This is a genomic window from Arthrobacter sp. zg-Y916 (assembly GCF_020907385.1).
GTDB lineage: Bacteria > Actinomycetota > Actinomycetes > Actinomycetales > Micrococcaceae > Arthrobacter_B > Arthrobacter_B caoxuetaonis.
On the sequence record NZ_JAJJOD010000001.1, the window covers coordinates 910,355 to 928,817 of the forward strand.

Genomic DNA, 18,463 nt, shown 5'->3' on the forward strand with positions numbered 1-18,463 from the left:
GTGGGATTGTTGCACTGGGTCTCCAGAAGGGGCGAGAGCGGATCATGGTGAACATTACCGGTGCCCGTGTGATTGTTGTTGCATATGATGAAAAAGGGATCTTCGTGGTCCGGATATATGGACAACCTCTGCGTGCTCGGTTTTAGGTCCGTAGGAAGCTACGCGCGAGGACATCAGTGCGGAAGCGTGCCGGGTTGTTTTGCGCGCCGAACAGCCCAGACCTTTTCCACACCCCAGAACCGCCACTCTCGCCAGCACAGGCGAAATAACTTATCCTCTGCCGCATGGCCGAGATGGCCTGCAGGTTTTGTCTCGTTGCCGCATTGCCCGGAGGGGGATGCTGAGTAGCCCGGGGGAGCGCCATGGATGCTGTGCGTATTGTCGAGGATGAGGTCAGGGAGCTCATCCGCGTGCGCGGGCTCGACCCCGCGAGTCAGGTTCCCGAGGTGCGCCGCTTGGTTGAGGCGGCCGTGCAGGACTACGACGAGCGCTCCATGCTGGGTTCGCTGCCGGCCCTTGGACAACTGGACCAGGCACGCAAACGCGTGTTCGACGCCGTCGCCGGCTTTGGTGCGCTGCAACCCCTGCTGGACGATCCGACAGTGGAAGAGATCTGGATCAATTCGCCGCGTGAGATCTACGTTGCCCGCGGCGGACGCTCAGAGCTGACGGCCCTTTCCCTGACCCAGGACCAGGTCAGGGACCTGGTCGAGAGGATGCTGAAGTCCTCCGGCCGGCGCCTGGACCTTTCGTCCCCGTTCGTTGACGCCGCCCTCCCGGACGGGTCCCGGCTGCATGTGGTGATCCCGGATGTGACCCGGCGTCACTGGGCGGTAAACATTCGCAAATTCATTGTCAGGGCCAGCCGGCTTGAACACCTTGTAGAGCTCGGAACGCTGACGCCTCAGGCATCCCGGTTCCTCTCTGCAGCCGTGGCAGGTGGCCTGAACATCCTGGTCTCGGGCGCCACGCAAGCTGGAAAGACCACCATGCTCAATTGTCTGGCGGCATCGATCGGGGCCAGGGAACGCGTGGTCACTGTGGAAGAGATCTTTGAACTGCAGCTGCCGCTGCGCGATGTGGTGGGACTGCAGTGCCGGCAGGCCAACCTGGAGGGAAACGGAGAGATTCCGCTGCGCAGGCTGGTTAAGGAAGCCCTCCGGATGCGCCCCGACCGGCTCATCGTCGGTGAAGTCCGGGAGGCTGAGAGCCTGGACATGCTCATCGCTTTGAACTCCGGCCTGCCGGGGATGTGCACCGTGCACGCCAACAGTGCGCACGACGCCGTCACCAAGATTTCCACGCTGCCTCTCCTGGCAGGAGCCAACATTTCCAGTGCCTTCGTGGTACCGACGGTTGCGTCCTGCATCGACCTGGTGATCCACTGCGTTCGGACTCCTTCCGGACGGCGGGAGGTCTCCGAGATCCTGGCCCTCGGACGCCGGGTGGAAAACGGAATCATCGAATCCTCCCTGGTCTTTCAGCGTGAGGAAGGCCGCCTTGTACCCAGCCCCTCGTCGCTGCCGTCCCCGGAAAAATTCCTGCGTGCCGGAATGAACCTCACCGAGTTGCTGGAGCCGGCGGCATGACGGGCCTGGCGGGACTGGCACTTGGCCTTGGCCTGTTCCTCATCTGGTGGTCGTGCTGGGTGTTGCCGGAGAAACCAGCGAAACGGTCCCGTCCCGGCAGGCTGGCGGAACTGCTCACGGCGTCTGGTATCCGGTCGGTGACGCCCAGCGGCCTGGTCGTCAGCAGCGTCGTCCTCGGGCTCTTCGCGTTTCTCATGACGTGGGTACTCACCGGTTCCCTTCCCATCGGAGGCTGTTTCGGTGCCTTCGCCTGCGCACTACCCGTGAGCGTTGTCCGGTGGCAGGCAGGCAAAAGGTCAGCTTCCCTCATGGAACTCTGGCCCGATGCCGTTGATCATCTGCGCTCGGCCATCCGCGCTGGCCTGTCCTTGCCCGAAGCGCTCATCCAGCTGGGAGAGAACGGACCGGCGGAACTCCGTGAACCATTCCGTGAGTTTGGGATGGCGTACCGTTCGGGTGGTTCATTCGATACTGCGCTCGAGGGCCTGAAGGAACGGCTGGCGGATCCCGTAGGGGACAGGATCGTCGAGGCCCTGAGGATCACCCGGCAGGTCGGAGGATCAGATCTTGGACGGTTGCTCGGTACGCTCGCTGAATTCCTGCGGGAGAACGCCCGCACCAGGAGCGAGTTGCTTGCGCGGCAGTCGTGGACGGTCAACGCCGCACGTCTCGCGGTCGCAGCGCCGTGGATCGTATTGCTGCTGATGGCGACCAACCCGGCGGCGGTCGCGGCATACAACACGCCGGCGGGGGCCATGGTGCTTATTGCCGGAATGGTGGTTTCCGTTGTCTGCTACCAGCTGATGCTGCGTATTGGAGCCCTTCCGGCCGACCGGCGGGTTCTGCAGTGACTGGGGCACTTCCGGCTGCGTGGCTGGCTGGAGCGGGCCTGGGGATCGGACTGTGGCTGACCGTTGTCCGGCTGCCGTTTCTCCGGCCGCGCACCTTCACGGAGCGGATCGCTCCGCAGCTGCGTTCAGGAGCCCCGGGCTCACGCCTGCTGACCAGTGCAGACATCACACCGTTCGGCCCGTTGGAGAGAGTCTTCCGACCAGTCCTCCACAGTGCGGTCGCCAGGCTGGAGCGGCTAAACCCTGCGGCCCCGGCCCTTTATAAGCGGCTGGAACGCACAGGGCGGCAAACCACGGTAGTGGAGTTCCGGTCCGAACAGGTTCTCTACGCCGCCACCGGACTGGCCGCCGGAGCAGCCGCAGGAGTCTGGCTGGTCTTCAACGGGAGGATCTCCGTTCCGGGTGTCGTCTTGCTGGCAGCCGCCGGAGGAATCCTTGGCTATCTTCTGAGGGACTACCTGCTGACCAAGGCGATCAGCCGCCGAGAAGCATCAATGCTTGCGGAGTTTCCCAGCTTGGCAGAGATGATGGCCCTCGCCGTCAGCGCCGGCGAGAGTGCCGGAGGTGCACTGGAACGGGTTTCCCGGACCGCGAACGGGGAGCTGGCCGGGGAATTCGGCCGGGTCCTCGCGCAAACCCGCTCCGGAGTGCCCTTGCTGACGGCGCTGGCCGACCTTTCCCAACGGACGCAGCTGGCCCCGCTGGCCCGGTTCATCGACGGAATCTCGGTGGCTATTGAGCGCGGCACGCCCCTGGCGGACGTCATGCGCGCCCAGGCGCAGGACGTCAGGGACCTCGCCAAACGCGAACTCATGGAAGCGGCCGGAAAAAAGGAAATCGCCATGATGGTTCCCCTGGTCTTCGGCGTCCTGCCGCTCACCGTGCTCTTTGCGATTTATCCGGGACTGTCCCTCCTGAGGATCGGCTTGTGAATACCTCCGTCCAGGATGCGTCACAGAGAGCGGCGCCCACCAACCAGATATCGAAGATCAACGACGAAAGGTCACATATGACTACGCGAACAAGGCTCCGTTCCCTGCCAGGGCTGCTGGCCTTCGCCCTGCTCACACGGCTGCGGGCAGCCGCCGCACCTTCGGACGACGACCATGAGCGGGGGGACGTGCCGGGATGGGTGATGATCACGTTGATGTCGGCTGTTCTCGTGGCCGCCATCCTTGTCGTAGCCCAGGAAGCGCTCCTGGACCTGTTCGAATCCGCCATTGCACAGGTCCGGAGGTAGACCCATCCGGCAATTGGAGAGGGCGGCAGCCGGAGTGCCCGGCACCGGGGAACGAGCCGCAAAAGAGCTTGCTGCGGAGGACGGGTCCGCCGTCGTCGACTTTGTCCTGGTGGGGGCCTTGCTGACCCTCATCGCCGTCGCCGTCATTCAGCTGGCGCTGATCCTCCACGTTCGCAACACCCTCATCGATGCGGCTTCCTCCGGAGCGCGCTACGGCACCCTGGCAGACCGCACGCCGGAAGACGGAGTGGAACGGACCCGTGACCTCATCTCACAGTCCCTGTCACCGGTATTTGCAGAGGACGTTACCTACTCACGGACCGGCGGCGGTGCAGGAATGCTGCAGGTGCGTGTGAGCGCTCCGCTTCCAGTGATCGGCTTTTTGGGACCGCAGGGAGGAATCGAGGTGAGCGGCCATGCCCACTGGCCTGCGGCGACGGATTAGGACGGCCTTCAAGGAGGGTGCCGGTGATGACGGAAACGCCGTCGTCGAGTTCATCTTCCTGGGAGTATTGCTCCTGGTTCCGCTGGTCTACTTCATCGTGGCCTTGGGGCAGGTGCAGGGCGCTTCCTACGCAGTTACGGGCGCGGCAGACCACGCTGCCAAGGTTTATGCGGCAGCAGATCCTGCCGGTACGCCGGAAGCGGCCGCCCGTGACGCAGCGGGATTGGCCTTCTCCGATTTCGGCTTCGATGCCTCGGGCATGGAGATGGATGTGACGTGCTCCGCTGCGTGCCTGGCCCCGGGATCGACAGTGACAGTCACAGTGGCCTTTGACGTCCCGCTTCCACTCTTCGCCTCGATCCCGGGACTGGATCTTGCACCCGTTCGGGTCGACTCGACATCAATGCAGACAGTGGAGCGTTTCGGATCATGAGTGAACAGCACACAGGAGACGGTGAATCCGGCCAGGTAGGTGTCCTGATTATTGGGTACGTGCTGCTCGCGCTGCTTGTCATCACCGTCGTTGCAGGGGCCTCATCGGTCTATCTGGGGCACAAGAAGCTTCTGTCGGCCGCTGACGGGGCGGCGCTCGCGGCAGCAGACACCTTTTCGCTGTCGCAGGTCCAGGGCACGGAGCCCGGCACAGCCCCGGCTGCACAGCTCGAATCCGGAGCGGTCACGGCCGCGGTTCAGCAGTATCTGGCGGACAGCAGGGCAGGGGAGCGGATTACCGCTCTTCAAATTTCCCCCGAGACCGGCACACCGGATGGCCGTACGGCCCAGGTGGTCCTCACCGCCGTTGTACATCCACCGATAGTGAACCTCCTGGTGCCAGACGGTATTAGGATCAGCGCTGAAAGCGACGCCCGCGCACAGCTGACGCGGTGACAGCGACCGGAGGAGTACGAGGGGTACGGTCCTGGCCGGAAAGACCTAGAATCTATCGTGGATAAAGTCCCAGACGGTCTAGAGACCGTGGCCTTCACCAGCCAATCAGATTGGGCCACCCAATGACTGGGTACTCGGGAACTTCCAACCCGGTTCGAAGAAACGAGAATTAGTTGACGTCAAGCACACCCATCCACAAGGTGGGCACCCAGGGGTGCGGAACTGTCAGCCCGGCCGGGGACGGCAGAACTTCAGGGAGACAGATGTTCGTTCTGTCCTTTTTGCTGTTATGTGCGCTGGGCACGCTGTGGTCGCTAGCCTCACCGCTGATGTCGGTGCCGGACGAGAATTCGCATACCGTCAAGGCTGCGGCCGTGGCGCGGGGGGAACTGCTCGGTACCCCGGGAGATGAGCAGGGCGACGCTTCGGCTGTAACTGTGCCTTCGTTTATTGCGTCGATGGAGCCCCTCAAATGTTTTGCCTTTGACGCGGATACTCCCGCTTCCTGCGCGGATCCCGTAGGAAATGACACAGAACTCGTTCCAGCCACCACTACCGCAGGAAACTACAACCCGCTCTACTACTTCGTGACGGGTTTTCCTTCGCTGTTCCTCAGCGGAGCTCCCGCCATCTACGCCATGCGGATTGCAAGTGCCGTCTTCTGCGCCGTGTTCTTCGCGATGACGTTCGCCGCTGCCTCGAAGTTTAAACGCCCGCTGTGGCCCTTCATTGGGGCCATCGTTTCGATCACCCCTATGGTTTTGTATCTGACGGGCTCCATCAACCCCAACGCGCTAGAGATTTCCGCTGCCGCCGCATTCTTCCTAAATCTTTGCGTCGTGCTGGGCTCCGAAACGCTCAGGAGCGTCAGGCCAAACATTGTCTTTGTGGGGATTTCCGGGTTTGTTCTCGCAAACACCCGCCCACTGTCACTGCTTTGGATGGCGCTGGCTGCCGCTGCGGCGCTATGTATCTACGGCTGGCGACCACTGATGCGGGTTTTTCGGGATGGCCTGGGGTTGGAGATGACGGCACTGGTGGGTGTGGGCTGCGGCCTAAGCCTCGCTTGGTTCGCGGTCGCAAATAGTTTCGACAGTCTTACAGGTACAGGTGTGGACCTTACGAAGGCGGACGCCGCGATCATCATGCTGGAAAGAACTTTCGACTATGCGACGGGTTACGTGGGATACATGGGCTGGCTGGACACGCCTCTCCCGATGGCCGTTTACATCCTCTGGTACAGCCTGATGGCTTTGTTGACCGTGCTGGGCCTGACTGTAGAGAGGCGGGGTAGCCGGTTCGCCGTGTTCCTGTTGATTGCCTCGTTAGTGGCGGTCCCGCCAATTATGCAGGCTCAGGTCATCAATGAACTCGGCTGGATCTGGCAGGGCCGGTACGTGCTGGCACTGGTGGTAGTGGTCCTGCTCTGCTGCGGAACGGTCAGTCAGTCCCTGCAGTTGCCGATCGCGTCGAGGACCAAAAATGTACTGCGGCTGCTCATTTGCCTGACTGCGGTGGCCCACATGGCCAGCTTTGTGTTCGTACTACGCAGGTACGCCGTCGGCGTGACTGCAACGCCGAACTGGGGGCGCTTCCTGTTGTCACCCGAATGGCAGCCCCCACTGCCGTGGACAGTGCTGACCCTAGGCTACGTTTGTGTCGTTTCGGTCGGGGGATTGCTCGTGTACCGGTATCTTATTGCCGCTGCGGGACACATATCCGAACGCACGCTTACAAGCCATAAGCGGAGAAAATGGCCCGCTGACCTATGAAGCCTTGGCTTGCTCCTGAGGGGCGTAATGGCTCCAGCCGCCGTGATCCACCTCGAGCAGGGTGCCGTCGTCGGCATAACAGAAGGTGACGCGCTCGCCGTAAAGCTCACAGCTTGCGTCGGGGCAGCGGTCACGGAGGGAGCCAACGTAGTCAGTGGCCTCGTAAAGGTCCCAGTCATCGAGCTTGGCGTGGGCCCACGGATCGCCCTGGGCCGCCAGCTCCTCGAGCTCAGCGCGGTCATACCTGCGTCCGGACTCGGGATGGCGGGCGGGGGCTCCTGGGAGTCGGTTCGTGGAAATGGCGATGCTCCTTTCCGGTCGTGACAGCACCAATGTACTACCGGGCGCCTGACAGAGACCGCGTTGTAACCCGGTGCGTCGCGCCGTCATACGGCACGCGGCACGGCTTCGCTGGAGGCAGCACACGGACCTGCGCCCGGCCCATGGCGTAGTCTGTAAACACCATGGCAGAAATCGATTTTCCCGCAGAAATCCGCGCGCTCCGCTCCACGTTCGCTTCCATCGAGGACGTGTCAGACGTCGCAGCGATGAAGGAAGATATCGCCGAGCTCAGCGAAATGGCCGGCGAGCCGAACCTCTGGGACGACCCCGACGCCGCTCAAAAGATCACGTCGAAACTCTCGCACCGCCAGAGCGCGCTGGAAAGGCTGCAGCGGCTTGAAGCCCGGATCGATGACCTTGAGGTCCTCGTGGAGCTTGCCCAGGATGAAGCCGACGCCGACAGCAAGGCCGAGGCGGTCCTGGAACTGGAATCGCTGCGCAAGGCCCTCTCAGAGCTCGAAGTGGTGACACTGCTTTCCGGCGAATACGACGAACGCGAAGCGGTAGTGACCATCCGGGCCGGCGCCGGCGGGGTGGACGCGGCAGACTTCGCTGACATGCTGCTGCGGATGTACCTGCGCTGGGCCGAGCGCCATGGCTACCCGACCCAGGTGCTCGACACCTCCTACGCCGAAGAGGCCGGCCTCAAATCGGCGACCTTCGAAGTCAAGGCTCCCTACGCCTTCGGCACGCTCGTGGTGGAAGCCGGTACCCACCGGCTGGTCCGCATCAGCCCCTTCGACAACCAGGGACGGCGCCAAACGTCCTTTGCCGCCGTCGAGGTCATCCCGCTTATCGAGGCGACGGACCACATCGATATTCCGGACAATGAGATCCGCGTGGACGTGTTCCGTTCCTCGGGCCCGGGCGGCCAGTCGGTGAACACCACAGATTCGGCCGTGCGCCTGACCCACATCCCGACCGGGACCGTGGTGTCGATGCAGAATGAGAAATCGCAGCTGCAGAACCGCGCCGCTGCCATGCGGGTGCTCCAATCGCGCCTGCTGCTGCTGAAGAAGGAACAGGAAGACGCCGAAAAGAAGGCTTTCGCCGGCGATGTGAAGGCATCCTGGGGCGACCAGATGCGTTCCTACGTGCTGAATCCGTACCAAATGGTCAAGGATCTGCGCACCGAACACGAAGTCGGCAACACCTCCGCAGTGTTCGACGGGGAGATTGACGACTTCATCGACGCCGGTATCCGCTGGCGCGCCAATGGGAGCGTTTCAGCGCGCAACTAGGCAACCCCGAGCCGGCCCGCGTCAGATCCCCAAGCTGTCCCGCAGTGGCAGCGCAAGGGTCTTGGCGAACGAATCGGTGATGTGATTGTCCCGGTACACCAGCACGTTTCCCAGCACGGCCTGACACTGCCCGTCCGGGCAGAAGTATCCGCGGAAGTCGACCAGCGTCACACCGTCGAGTTCCTGCGCCGCCAGGGTCAGCGGTGGCGCTTCCCCGGAGGCGGGGAAGCTGCAGTCAGCGGGGTCCGCGCTGCCGGAGACGCACTCGGGCACGTTGAACGGCGGATAGGGCACGTCGCTGAGGACCGCAACTGAAAGCCCGGCATCCCGCAGCGGTGCCAGGGCATTCGCATACCCCAGCTTCGCCTGTTCCTGACTGTCCCAACCCCAGTCCAAGGCATCCTCATATCCGGCGGGCGAGAGCGAAGCGGTCAGCACAAACGACGGGTCCAGATCAATGATCTCCTGGACGGTCTGGGTATTGATTCCCGCGCAGGTCCGGTGGATTACTGTGCCCGAATGAAGTGGTTCCAAGCTGAAAGGGCAGCCGTTTCGAGCCAGCACATACAGCCGGTAGCCGCTTTCCCGCGCGAGGAGGTCGACGGATCCCATGTACTGCGCAGCATGCGAATCGCCCACCAGCACTATGCTCCGGGAACTGCCAGTGTCACCGGCAACGCAGTCTTCCAGCTCCATCGTCCTGGGGTCCCAGGCAGTCAGGCAGGCTTCAACGCCGTCGGGCTGGTCCGAACCCGCGACCGCCGGGTCAGGCCGTACCGGCATGTCCGGTACGGGTGCGGTGGCGTGCACGGCACCGGCGCCCGGGTAGGCTGCGAGGTCAAGTTCCTGGCTCAGGGCACGCGTTTTCTGTTCTACGACCAGATAGGGTGCCGTGGCGGCGGCTATGGGGACCAAAGTCAGGAGCGCACCCAGGGTGAAAACCGGGCGGTACGCGGGTGCCGCAGCCCGGCGCCGTCCGCCGCGGCGCGGCTTTGGTTCAAGCTTGCGGAACGGCTCCTCGACGAAACGGGTGGACAGTGCTGCCAGCGCCACGCTGAGCACTACGACTGCGCCGCCGTGGAGCCAGCCCGGATTCGGCCCCAGGACGTAGACCGAAAAGACAATCACAGGCCAGTGCCAGAGGTACAGCGAATAGGAGATATCGCCCAGATACGTAACCGGCCGCAGGGCCTGCCAGCGGGCCGCCGACCCAAAACCAGGCTCCTGAATCGTGCTGCCGGCCAGGAGCAGGGCCATTGTTCCCAGTACCGGCAGCAGCGCGGCATAACCGGGGAAGTCCATGGCAGTGGAGAACAGCACAGCGGAAGCCAGGACCATGGCAAGCCCCAGCCATCCCAGCAGCAGCGACAGGTGGGGCCTGGAACGCAGCTGCGGAAAGGCCACTGCCAGCATGCCGCCGAGGGCCAGTTCCCAAATTCGTGTTGTGGTGAAGAAATATGCCAGGTCCGGATTCGAGGCGGAGAAGATCACCGAGTGGGCAAAGGAGGCCAGTGCAACGGCGGTGAGCGCGGAAATCAGCAGCGACCGCCTGGGCCTGCGGCCCCCGGAAGCAGCGGCACAGATAAGGATGAGCAGCGGTACGACCAAATAGAACTGCTCTTCTACGGCCAGTGACCAGAAGTGCTGCAGCGGGGATACTGAAGCTGTTGCACCCTCGTAGCTGGTTGTTGAGAAGGCCTGGTTCCAGTTCTGGATGTTCAGGCCCGAGGCGGCTACATCCCGGGCGACGCTCTGCCAGCGTCCCTGTGGGAAAATCAGCACAGTAGCTGCGAGGGTCGCCAAAAGCACGGTTGCAGCAGCCGGCAGCAGGCGCTTTATACGCCTGCTGTAAAACTTGGCGAGTTTCAGTGACCCGGTGGACATGGCCTCCCGTGCAAGGGACCCCACAATCAGGTATCCGGAAATGACAAAGAATACGTCGACTCCCACAAACCCGCCCGGCAGGGTCTGCGGCCAGATGTGATACCAGACCACAATTCCGACGGCCAGGGCGCGCAGACCTTGGATATCCGGCCGGTGGCGCGCAGGAAGCGTGTCGGCGGGAAACCTCGTTGGACGGCTGCCCCGTGCAGGGCCGAACGCTGGGGCGCTCAAAGAGAGTGGGGGCACAGTCGGCAATTATATTCGGCTTCTGAGCCAGCCAATTCCGCCTTCGCCGGGATAAGGCATGTCGGCGGGTGGCCATTGACGCAGTGTGATTCATGTTCTACATTTTCCGTAACCTGAATCGCCTTTCAGGTTTGCAGGGCCCGCAACGGGCCGGGCAACGCCAGTCACCGCACCGAAAGGCACCACCGTGAAGGCAACAAAGAAGTTCCTCCTCGCAGCGGCCGTCACCGCAGGGCTGACGCTCTCGGCCTGCGCCCCTGCCGCAGATTCCGGCACCGCACCCGCCGAGGGCGGCGAAGCGCCGTCGAGCGTTGACGTCGGGATCGTCTATTCGAAGACAGGGCCGCTCGCCGCCTACGGCGAGGCCTACTACGAAGGCCTGCAGGCCGGCATCGACTACGCCACAGACGGCACCGGTAAGGTCGGGGACACCGAACTGAACATTACGTACCACGACGACGGCGGCGACCCGGACAAGGCGGTCACGGTCGCCAAAGACCTGATCGGCCAGGACTACAAGATCCTTGCCGGCACCGTGGTTTCCGGCATTGCCCTGAAACTCGCCGAACAGGCCGAACAGAACCAGGTCCTGTACATCTCGGGTCCGGCCGCCACCGACGCCATTCAGGGCATCAACAAATACACCTTCCGCTCCGGCCGGCAGTCCCTGCAGGACGTCGCGACGGCAGGTTCCTTCGTGCCGGACCTCGAAGGCAAGAAGGTCGTGGTCTTCGCGCAGGACAACGCCTTCGGACAGGGCAACCTGGCAGCAGTGGAAGCCGTCCTGGGCGCACAGGGAGCGGAAGTGAGCAGCGTGCTGGTCCCCGAGGACGCCACCGAATTCACGCCCTTTGCCCGCCAGCTCATCGATGCTGCCCCCGACATGGCGTTCGTCGCCTGGGCCGGCGCGACCTCCGGTTCCATGTGGCAGGCCCTGGACCAGCAGGGTGCCTTCGAAGCCGCGCCCATCGTGACCGGACTCGGCGACGCCGCGACCTTCGGTGCCTATGGAGCAGCCGGAACCAAGATCTCCTTCCTGAACCACTACTTCCCGGGTGCCGGCGGCAACGACGTCGAGAAGGCCATGATCGAATCAGTCGAGGCGGCCGGCAAGAAAGCCGACCTCTTCACCCCGGACGGTTTCGTGGCCGGGCAGATGATCGTCCAGGCAGTCCGCGAGGGCGGAAACGACGTCGACGCCATGGTCGCGGCGCTGGAGGGCTACTCCTTCGAAGGGCCCAAGGGCACAACGACAGTCCGCGCCTCCGACCACGCACTGCTGCAGGACATGTACCAGGTCACGCTGGCGGACGAGGGCGGAACCTGGGTTCCCACCTTGGTCGACACGGTTGCTGCCGATGCGGTGGCACCGCCGGAAGCCGCGAAGTAGGCCCGCCCGTATGGACAGCCCCAACGCGCTCGAGCTTTCCGGCGTCGGCCTGATGATCGGCGGCGCACGGATCCTGGAAGACATCAGCTTTACCGTTCCGCAAGGGGAGATGGTAGGCGTGATCGGCCCCAACGGAGCCGGGAAAACCACCCTCTTCAACGTCATCTCCGGGCTGCTGCGACCCACCGAGGGCACCGTGGCAGTCTCAGGCAACGACGTCGGGCGGCTGGCCGTGCACCGCCGTGCCGCAGCCGGGCTGGGCCGCACTTTCCAGACGTCCAGCCTGTTCCCGCAGCTGAGCGTGCTGGAGAACGTCCGGCTGGCTGCGCAGGCACGTCTCGGCGGGAGCCTGTCGCTGCTGCGTTTCCCGCATCGGGGTGACGGGGCGACCCGGATCGCTGAAAGGCACCTCGAAGAGGCGGGAATCGCCGGCAAAGCGGGCACCGCCGCGGGAGGGCTGTCCCACGGGGACAAACGCAAGGTTGAAATCGCTATGCTGCTGGCCGCTGATCCCGAAGTGATCCTGCTCGACGAGCCGATGGCCGGCGTCGGGTCCGGAGACGTTCCGGCCTTGTCCGAGGTGATCCGCAGGATGCACCGCGACTCCGGCCGGACGGTGCTGATGGTCGAGCACCACATGGAGGTGGTCCTGGGCCTGGTGGACCGGGTGGCGGTCATGCATCACGGCAGCCTCCTGGCCATCGACACCCCCGAAGCCGTCATGGCGAATCCGCTGGTCCAAAGCGCCTACCTGGGAGAACCCGTCTGATGAACCACATTCCCGTGCCCATCCTGCGGGTGGCGAACCTGTCCGCTTCGATCGGCGGCCAGCAGGTCGTGGAGGACGTCAGCTTCGAAGTGCCGGCGGCCGGCGTCACGGCCCTGCTGGGGCGCAACGGAGTCGGCAAGACCAGTACCATCAAGGCCATCATCGGCCTGCTTTCCCGTACCGGGACGGTGGAGCTCGACGGCGCCCGGATCGACGGCGAACACACCCACCGCATCATCCAGCGGGGAGTGGGTTACGTTCCGGAAGACCGCGAGGTGTTTTCCCGCCTGACGGTCGCGGAAAACTTGAAGCTGGCAGAACGGGACGGGCATCCGCAGCGGCAGCTCGTGGAGGACCTCTTCCCGGACCTCGTCAAACGGTCGGCCCAGATGGCCGGAACCCTGTCGGGCGGGCAGCAGCAGATGGTGTCCCTGGCCCGCGCGCTGCTGAACACCAACAAGGTGCTCCTCGTGGACGAACCGACCAAGGGACTCGCGCCGAAGATCGTGCAGGAAGTGAGCGAGGCATTGGCTGAGGCTGCCCGGAGCGTTCCGATCCTGCTCGTGGAACAGAACCTGACCGTCGTACGCCAGCTGGCCTCGACCGTCACGGTGCTCAGCGGCGGCAAAGTCGCCCTGACCGGCATGGACGCAGGCGAGTTCCTCGATGACACGGAGCTCTTCCACCGGCTGCTGGGGGTCCACACCGGCGGCGCTCCGGAACCTGCCAGGGACGCGGCAGGATCCTCCGGCACGGCCGGCCAACTCACGGCACAGGCCCCGGAGGCCGGAAAGGTGCGTGAAGCGTGAGCACCATTGTCCTGCTCATCGTCACCGGCCTCGGCCTGGGCGCGCTGTACTTCCTCGTCGCCTCGGGACTTTCCCTGATCTACGGGCTGATGGGAGTGCTCAACTTCGCCCACGGGTCCTTCCTCACCCTCGGTGCCTTCCTCGGCTGGCAGGCTGCGCAGGCGCTGGGCGCAGGCGGCTGGGGAGTGTTCCTCATCAGCCTGGCTGTCGGAGCCGTGACCGGAGCCGTCTTCGCCGCGCTCACCGAACGGATCCTGATCCGTCCCCTGTACCAGCGGCACATTGAACAGGTCCTGGTCACCGTGGGTCTCTCGCTCGCCTCCGTAGCCCTGTTCGAAGGAATCTGGGGAACGGATCCGTCCTTCATCACCGGGCCGCCCTGGCTCAAAGAGACCACGGAGCTCCTCGGTGCGCGGATTCCGAATGACAGGTTCGTCGCCATTGTCGCTGCCGGACTGGTCCTGGCCGGGCTCCTGCTGTTCCTGAAGAAGACCCGGTACGGCATGATCATCCGGGCGGGAGTGGAAAACCGGTCCATGGTGACCGCACTGGGCATCGATGTCCGACGCGCGTTCACGCTTGTCTTCACCATCGGCGGAGCCGCGGCAGGCATGGGAGGCGTGCTCGCCAGCCACTACTTCGGCTACGTGTCGCCGTTGCTGGGCGGTTCACTGCTGATCTTCGCCTTCATCGTGACGGTGATCGGCGGGCTCGGGTCCCTCACCGGAGCAGCGCTGGCCTCCGTGGCGGTGGGCATCCTGCAGCAGTTCGCAAACTTCTACTGGGGAGTGGGGGACTTCGTGGTGGTCCTCCTCCTCGCCGCCGTACTACTGGCAAGACCCTCCGGACTGATGGGAAAGGCGGTAACCGCATGAGCGCAACCCAGGTCCGGGAGGACACCAGGGCACACCGGCCGAAGCCGGAACCGCAGAAGGGCCGACGGCGTCCGCTGGCCTGGGCTGCCGGTGCGGCCGGCGTCGTGGTCCTGGCTGTCCTGCCGCTGTTCAACCTTTCCGTCCCGGGCCTGCTGCCCGGCCCGACCTATACGCCGGGGTCGCTCCAGCTGATGGCGCTGTGCATGCTGATGGCCGCAGCCGCATTGACCTACCACCTGCTCCTCGGAGTGGCGGGCATGCTCTCCTTCGGCCACGCGCTGTACTTCGGGGCAGGAGTCTACGGTCTTGCCATCATCCTGGACCGGACCGGCCTGCCGCTGCTGCCGGCCATGGCGCTGACGCTCGTGGCGGTCATTGTGCTGGCGAACCTCACCGGCGCCGTCGCCCTGCGGGTCACCGGCATCCCGTTCGCCATGGTCACCCTCGCCTTCGCGCAGGCCGGTTCGGTAATGGTCCGCAGGAATCCCGACGGCGCCACCGGGGGAGAGGAAGGGCTAAGCCTGGCCACCGAGCACGTCCCGGATTTCCTGGTGGGCGTCGCCAACACACGCAACCTGTATTGGCTGGCCCTGGCCGCACTGGTCACCGTTTTCCTCGTGACGGCCTGGATCCAGCGCAGCCGGGCAGGACACGTCGCCGCCGCCGTGCGGGAGAACGAGATGCGGGTACGGGTGCTGGGCCTGCAGCCGTACCTCGCCAAGCTGCTGATCTTCGTCGTGGCGGGGACCCTGGCCGGTGTGGTCGGCATGACCTACCTGCTCCTGCAATCCGGTGCCGTGCCGCGGGCCGTCTCCTCGGACTTCACCATTACGCTCCTGGTCATGGTGGTCCTGGGCGGTGTGGGTTCGCGGTGGGGTGCCGTGCTGGGCGGCGTCGTCTATACGATGCTGGACCAGCGGCTGACGGCGCTCGCAAACTCGGAGGCAATTGCCGGTCTCCCGCCGATCCTGCACATCCCGCTCAGCGAGCCGCTGTTCCTGCTCGGCACGCTGTTCATCCTGGTGGTCCTGTTCCTGCCCGGCGGCCTGGCCGGAGCGGCCGCACGGCTGAAGGGACGCAAAAAAGACGCTGCCCGGCCCCGGGAGATCCTGGAGGAAGCCGGATGAGCGGGCTGCATACCCTTGGCCGCTGGACGGCGGACCGTGCGCTGGCCACACCTGACCGCACCGCGATCGATGACCGCGGTGTCCGGCTCAGCTACCGGGAACTGGACACCCGTGCCGCGGCACTGGCCAGTGCGTTCCAGGACGCCGGCTACCGGCACGGGGACCGGATCGCGACAGTAACCGGGAACAGCGCCGACCACGTGGTCCTGTTCTTCGCCTGCGCCAAAGCGGGGCTGGTCCTGGTCCCTCTGTCATGGCGCCTGTCCGCCCGGGAGCTTGCCGCGCAGCTGCAGCTGGCGGACCCCGCCCTGCTGCTGGTGGAGGACGAGTTCTCCTCCGTCGCGGCGGCGGCCGCTTCCCGTCTGCCGGTGCCGCCGCCGGCTGCTCCGCTGGGACGCACCGGCGTCGAAGCGGGCCCGCCTCCGCCGCTGCACCTGCTTCCGCCCGGCGAACGGCCTGCGGGCGGAACGACAGACGACGACGATCCGCTGCTGATGGTGTTCACCTCGGGCACGCAGGCGGACCCTAAAGCCGTGGTGCTCAGCCACGCCAATTGTTTCTGGACCAATCTCTCCCTCTCCCGGACTGCAGAGATCGGCAGCCACGACGTCGTGCTGGCCGTGCTGCCGCAGTTCCATGCAGGAGGCTGGAACATCCAGCCGCTGCTGGCCTGGTGGACAGGAGCCACAGTGGTTCTGGAAAGGACGTTCGACGCCGGACGGATCCTGCAGCTGATCGAAGACCGGCGCGTCACCACCATGATGGGTGTCCCCGCGAACTACCTGATGCTGGCCTCCCACCCGCGCTTCGCGTCCGCGGACCTTTCCAGCCTGGGCCGCGCCGTCGTGGGCGGGGCGCCCATGCCCGCTCCGCTGCTGCGCACCTGGCACTCCCGGGGCGTCGCACTGGCACAGGGGTATGGACTGAGCGAAGCGGGCCCCAACGTGCTGTGCCTGCCGGAGGAAGAAGCCGAAGCCCGGATCGGCATGGCAGGCAAACCGTATCCGCACGTCGATGTCGCAGTTGCGGACCCGGTGACCGGAGAACTGCAGGCGGGCCCCTGCACGGGGGAACTCCTCGTCGCCGGCCCCGGGGTTTTCCAGGGCTACTTCCGGAACCCCGAAGCGACCGCCGCGGCGCTCGCGGGCGGGTGGCTGCACACCGGAGACCTGGTGGAGCGCGATGCGGACGGTTATCTGCGCGTCATCGACCGGTTAAAGGACATCTACATTTCGGGCGGCGAGAACGTTGCTCCCGCCGAAGTCGAAGCTGTCCTGCGCGAGCACCCCGCGGTGGCGGAGGCGGCAGTGACCTCGGTGCCCGATCCCCAGTGGGGTGAAACGGGGATCGCCTATGTGGTCCGCCGCCCGGGTACCGCAGCCGATGCCCTCGAGCTGCTCGAACACTGCTCTGCCCGGCTGGCGCGCTTCAAGGTCCCCTCCCGAATCTCCTTCGTGGACGGGCTGCCCCGCACCTCGCTGCACAAGATCGCCAGGTCACGGCTGGGGAAACCGGAACCCGGGGTCCCGGCCACCTCCCTCCACGACCAACCCGCAGGACCCGTCTCCCACCGTCAGGACAACGCATGAGCACAACACCGCGAACCGCCCGGGGCACCCGCACCAGGGCACGGCTGGTCGCCGCAGCTGAAGAGGTCTTCGGGTCGCTGGGCTACCACGATGCGTCGATCGTGAAGATCACCGAAGAGGCAGGTGTAGGGCTTGGGACCTTCTACCTCTACTTCGAGGGCAAGCAAGCGATCTTCGACGAGGTGGTCGAGGACCTGAACCGCCGCGTCCGGCATGCCATGACCGAGGCCGCCAGGGCAGCAGGAAACCGGATCGACGCCGAGCGTGCCGGTTTCCGTGCCTTCTTCCGGTTCACTGCCGAACACCCGGCGCTGTACAGGATCATCCGGCAGGCAGAGTTTGTCTCACCCGGTGCGCTGCGCATGCATTACACGCGGATCGTCAACGGCTACGTGGAAGGCCTGAAAGCCGCCCGCGAGGCCGGTGACATCCGGGAGATGGACGTGGACACCGTGGCGTGGGCGCTGATGGGCATCGGGGAGATGCTCGGGATGCGGTGGGTGCTCTGGAATAAGGACGCCGACACCGAGGCAGGTGCCGTCGCCGAGATTCCGGAAGCGGAGTTTGAAGAAATGATGCGCTTCATCGAACGCGGAATGGCGCCGGTTGCGCCCGGTAAAGGAGCTGGAGAATGACAACGGATGCACTCAGCGGGCCGTCGCTGGACGGGCGGACGGCACTCATCACGGGAGCAGGGTCCGGCATCGGCGAAGCGTGCGCACGCACCTTCGCCGCTCTCGGTGCCAAAGTGACCGTGGCCGACATCAACAAGGAGGCGGCCGCCCGGGTGGCGGCCGAAACGGGAGGAACGGCCTGGGAAGTCGACCTCAGCGATACGCACGCCCTCGAAGACCTGTCCCTGGAAGCTGACATCCTGGTCAACAATGCCGGCATCCAGCGGATCAACCCCATCCACGAATACGATCCGGACACGTTCCGCCTGGTGCACCGGCTGATGGTCGAATCTCCGTTCCTGCTGATCCGTGCCGTCCTGCCGGGTATGTATGAACGCGGCTTCGGGCGCGTCATCAACATTTCGTCCGTCCACGGACTGCGCGCTTCCGCCTTCAAGAGTGCGTACGTCAGCGCCAAGCACGCGTTGGAGGGGCTGTCCAAAGTCACCGCGCTGGAAGGCGGGCCACACGGCGTGACGTCCAACTGCATCAACCCGGCCTATGTGCGAACCCCGCTGGTCGAAACCCAGATCGCGGACCAGGCCCGGATCCATTCGATTCCGGAAGAGGAGGTGGTGGCCTCCATCATGCTCACGGAATCAGCGGTCAAACGCCTGGTGGAGCCGGAGGAAGTCGCATCCCTCGCGGCTTGGCTTGCCGGACCGGGCGCCGGAATGGTCACCGGTGCCTCCTACACGATGGACGGGGGGTGGAGTGCGCGATGACTGCCTA

The 18,463-nt window shown here is 64.8% G+C and carries 19 protein-coding genes; 17 read left to right on the plus strand and 2 right to left on the minus strand.

Annotated features, from left to right (window positions below):
* The first annotated feature begins 362 nt into the window (after positions 1–362).
* The 8 genes from LOC59_RS04330 (at position 363) to LOC59_RS04365 (ending at position 6,785) form a co-directional block, all read left to right on the plus strand.
* The gene (locus LOC59_RS04330) at positions 363–1,589 is read left to right on the plus strand and encodes a CpaF family protein (protein ID WP_227915401.1); all 1,227 of its coding nucleotides are present in this window, start codon (positions 363–365) and stop codon (positions 1,587–1,589) included.
* Positions 1,586–2,440: a type II secretion system F family protein gene (locus LOC59_RS04335; RefSeq protein ID WP_227915400.1), complete on the plus strand. Its 855-nt coding sequence runs from the start codon at positions 1,586–1,588 to the stop codon at positions 2,438–2,440. The genes LOC59_RS04330 and LOC59_RS04335 overlap by 4 nt, the downstream gene beginning before the upstream one ends.
* On the plus strand, positions 2,437–3,372 hold the full coding sequence (locus tag LOC59_RS04340) for a type II secretion system F family protein (protein ID WP_227915399.1): 936 nt from the start codon (positions 2,437–2,439) through the stop codon (positions 3,370–3,372). Before LOC59_RS04335 ends, LOC59_RS04340 begins: the two co-directional genes overlap by 4 nt.
* A gap of 77 nt (positions 3,373–3,449) precedes the next feature.
* Positions 3,450–3,680: a hypothetical protein gene (locus LOC59_RS04345; protein ID WP_227894524.1), complete on the plus strand. Its 231-nt coding sequence runs from the start codon at positions 3,450–3,452 to the stop codon at positions 3,678–3,680.
* Between the two features lie 13 nt (positions 3,681–3,693).
* The gene (locus LOC59_RS04350; protein WP_269440039.1) at positions 3,694–4,125 is read left to right on the plus strand and encodes a TadE family protein; all 432 of its coding nucleotides are present in this window, start codon (positions 3,694–3,696) and stop codon (positions 4,123–4,125) included.
* Positions 4,097–4,558, plus strand: a complete 462-nt coding sequence (locus LOC59_RS04355) for a hypothetical protein (RefSeq protein ID WP_227894526.1) — start codon at positions 4,097–4,099, stop codon at positions 4,556–4,558. The genes LOC59_RS04350 and LOC59_RS04355 overlap by 29 nt, the downstream gene beginning before the upstream one ends.
* The gene (locus LOC59_RS04360; protein WP_227915397.1) at positions 4,555–5,013 is read left to right on the plus strand and encodes a pilus assembly protein TadG-related protein; all 459 of its coding nucleotides are present in this window, start codon (positions 4,555–4,557) and stop codon (positions 5,011–5,013) included. Before LOC59_RS04355 ends, LOC59_RS04360 begins: the two co-directional genes overlap by 4 nt.
* A 263-nt stretch (positions 5,014–5,276) precedes the next feature.
* Positions 5,277–6,785 (plus strand): DUF2142 domain-containing protein, encoded by a 1,509-nt coding sequence (locus LOC59_RS04365; protein WP_227915396.1) that lies wholly within the window; start codon positions 5,277–5,279, stop codon positions 6,783–6,785.
* Here LOC59_RS04365 and LOC59_RS04370 read toward each other — a convergent pair.
* A complete protein-coding gene (locus LOC59_RS04370; RefSeq protein ID WP_229970708.1) occupies positions 6,780–7,115 on the minus strand; it encodes a hypothetical protein in 336 nt (111 codons plus the stop codon). The genes LOC59_RS04365 and LOC59_RS04370 overlap by 6 nt on opposite strands.
* 134 nt (positions 7,116–7,249) lie before the next feature.
* Here LOC59_RS04370 and prfB point away from each other — a divergent pair, with 134 nt between their 5' ends.
* Positions 7,250–8,368: a peptide chain release factor 2 gene (prfB, locus tag LOC59_RS04375; RefSeq protein WP_227894529.1), complete on the plus strand. Its 1,119-nt coding sequence runs from the start codon at positions 7,250–7,252 to the stop codon at positions 8,366–8,368.
* 21 nt (positions 8,369–8,389) lie between these two features.
* Here the strand turns inward: prfB and LOC59_RS04380 are convergent, their stop codons facing one another.
* Positions 8,390–10,483: an acyltransferase family protein gene (locus tag LOC59_RS04380; protein ID WP_231713622.1), complete on the minus strand. Its 2,094-nt coding sequence runs from the start codon at positions 10,481–10,483 to the stop codon at positions 8,390–8,392.
* Between the two features lie 202 nt (positions 10,484–10,685).
* Between LOC59_RS04380 and LOC59_RS04385 the strand changes: the two genes are divergently transcribed.
* The 8 genes from LOC59_RS04385 to LOC59_RS04420 are packed head-to-tail and all read left to right on the plus strand — an operon-like array spanning position 10,686 to position 18,456.
* Positions 10,686–11,888 (plus strand): substrate-binding domain-containing protein, encoded by a 1,203-nt coding sequence (locus LOC59_RS04385; protein WP_227894530.1) that lies wholly within the window; start codon positions 10,686–10,688, stop codon positions 11,886–11,888.
* Between the two features lie 10 nt (positions 11,889–11,898).
* Entirely contained in the window at positions 11,899–12,657 is a 759-nt protein-coding gene (locus tag LOC59_RS04390) for an ABC transporter ATP-binding protein (RefSeq protein ID WP_227894531.1), read from the plus strand.
* Positions 12,657–13,466: an ABC transporter ATP-binding protein gene (locus tag LOC59_RS04395; RefSeq protein WP_227915393.1), complete on the plus strand. Its 810-nt coding sequence runs from the start codon at positions 12,657–12,659 to the stop codon at positions 13,464–13,466. Before LOC59_RS04390 ends, LOC59_RS04395 begins: the two co-directional genes overlap by 1 nt.
* A complete protein-coding gene (locus LOC59_RS04400; protein WP_227894533.1) occupies positions 13,463–14,341 on the plus strand; it encodes a branched-chain amino acid ABC transporter permease in 879 nt (292 codons plus the stop codon). The genes LOC59_RS04395 and LOC59_RS04400 overlap by 4 nt, the downstream gene beginning before the upstream one ends.
* A complete protein-coding gene (locus LOC59_RS04405; RefSeq protein ID WP_227894534.1) occupies positions 14,338–15,468 on the plus strand; it encodes a branched-chain amino acid ABC transporter permease in 1,131 nt (376 codons plus the stop codon). Before LOC59_RS04400 ends, LOC59_RS04405 begins: the two co-directional genes overlap by 4 nt.
* The gene (locus LOC59_RS04410; protein ID WP_229970710.1) at positions 15,465–17,057 is read left to right on the plus strand and encodes a class I adenylate-forming enzyme family protein; all 1,593 of its coding nucleotides are present in this window, start codon (positions 15,465–15,467) and stop codon (positions 17,055–17,057) included. The genes LOC59_RS04405 and LOC59_RS04410 overlap by 4 nt, the downstream gene beginning before the upstream one ends.
* A complete protein-coding gene (locus LOC59_RS04415) occupies positions 17,054–17,692 on the plus strand; it encodes a TetR/AcrR family transcriptional regulator (protein WP_229970712.1) in 639 nt (212 codons plus the stop codon). Before LOC59_RS04410 ends, LOC59_RS04415 begins: the two co-directional genes overlap by 4 nt.
* Positions 17,689–18,456, plus strand: a complete 768-nt coding sequence (locus tag LOC59_RS04420; protein ID WP_227894537.1) for a 3-hydroxybutyrate dehydrogenase — start codon at positions 17,689–17,691, stop codon at positions 18,454–18,456. The genes LOC59_RS04415 and LOC59_RS04420 overlap by 4 nt, the downstream gene beginning before the upstream one ends.
* Positions 18,457–18,463 lie beyond the last annotated feature (7 nt).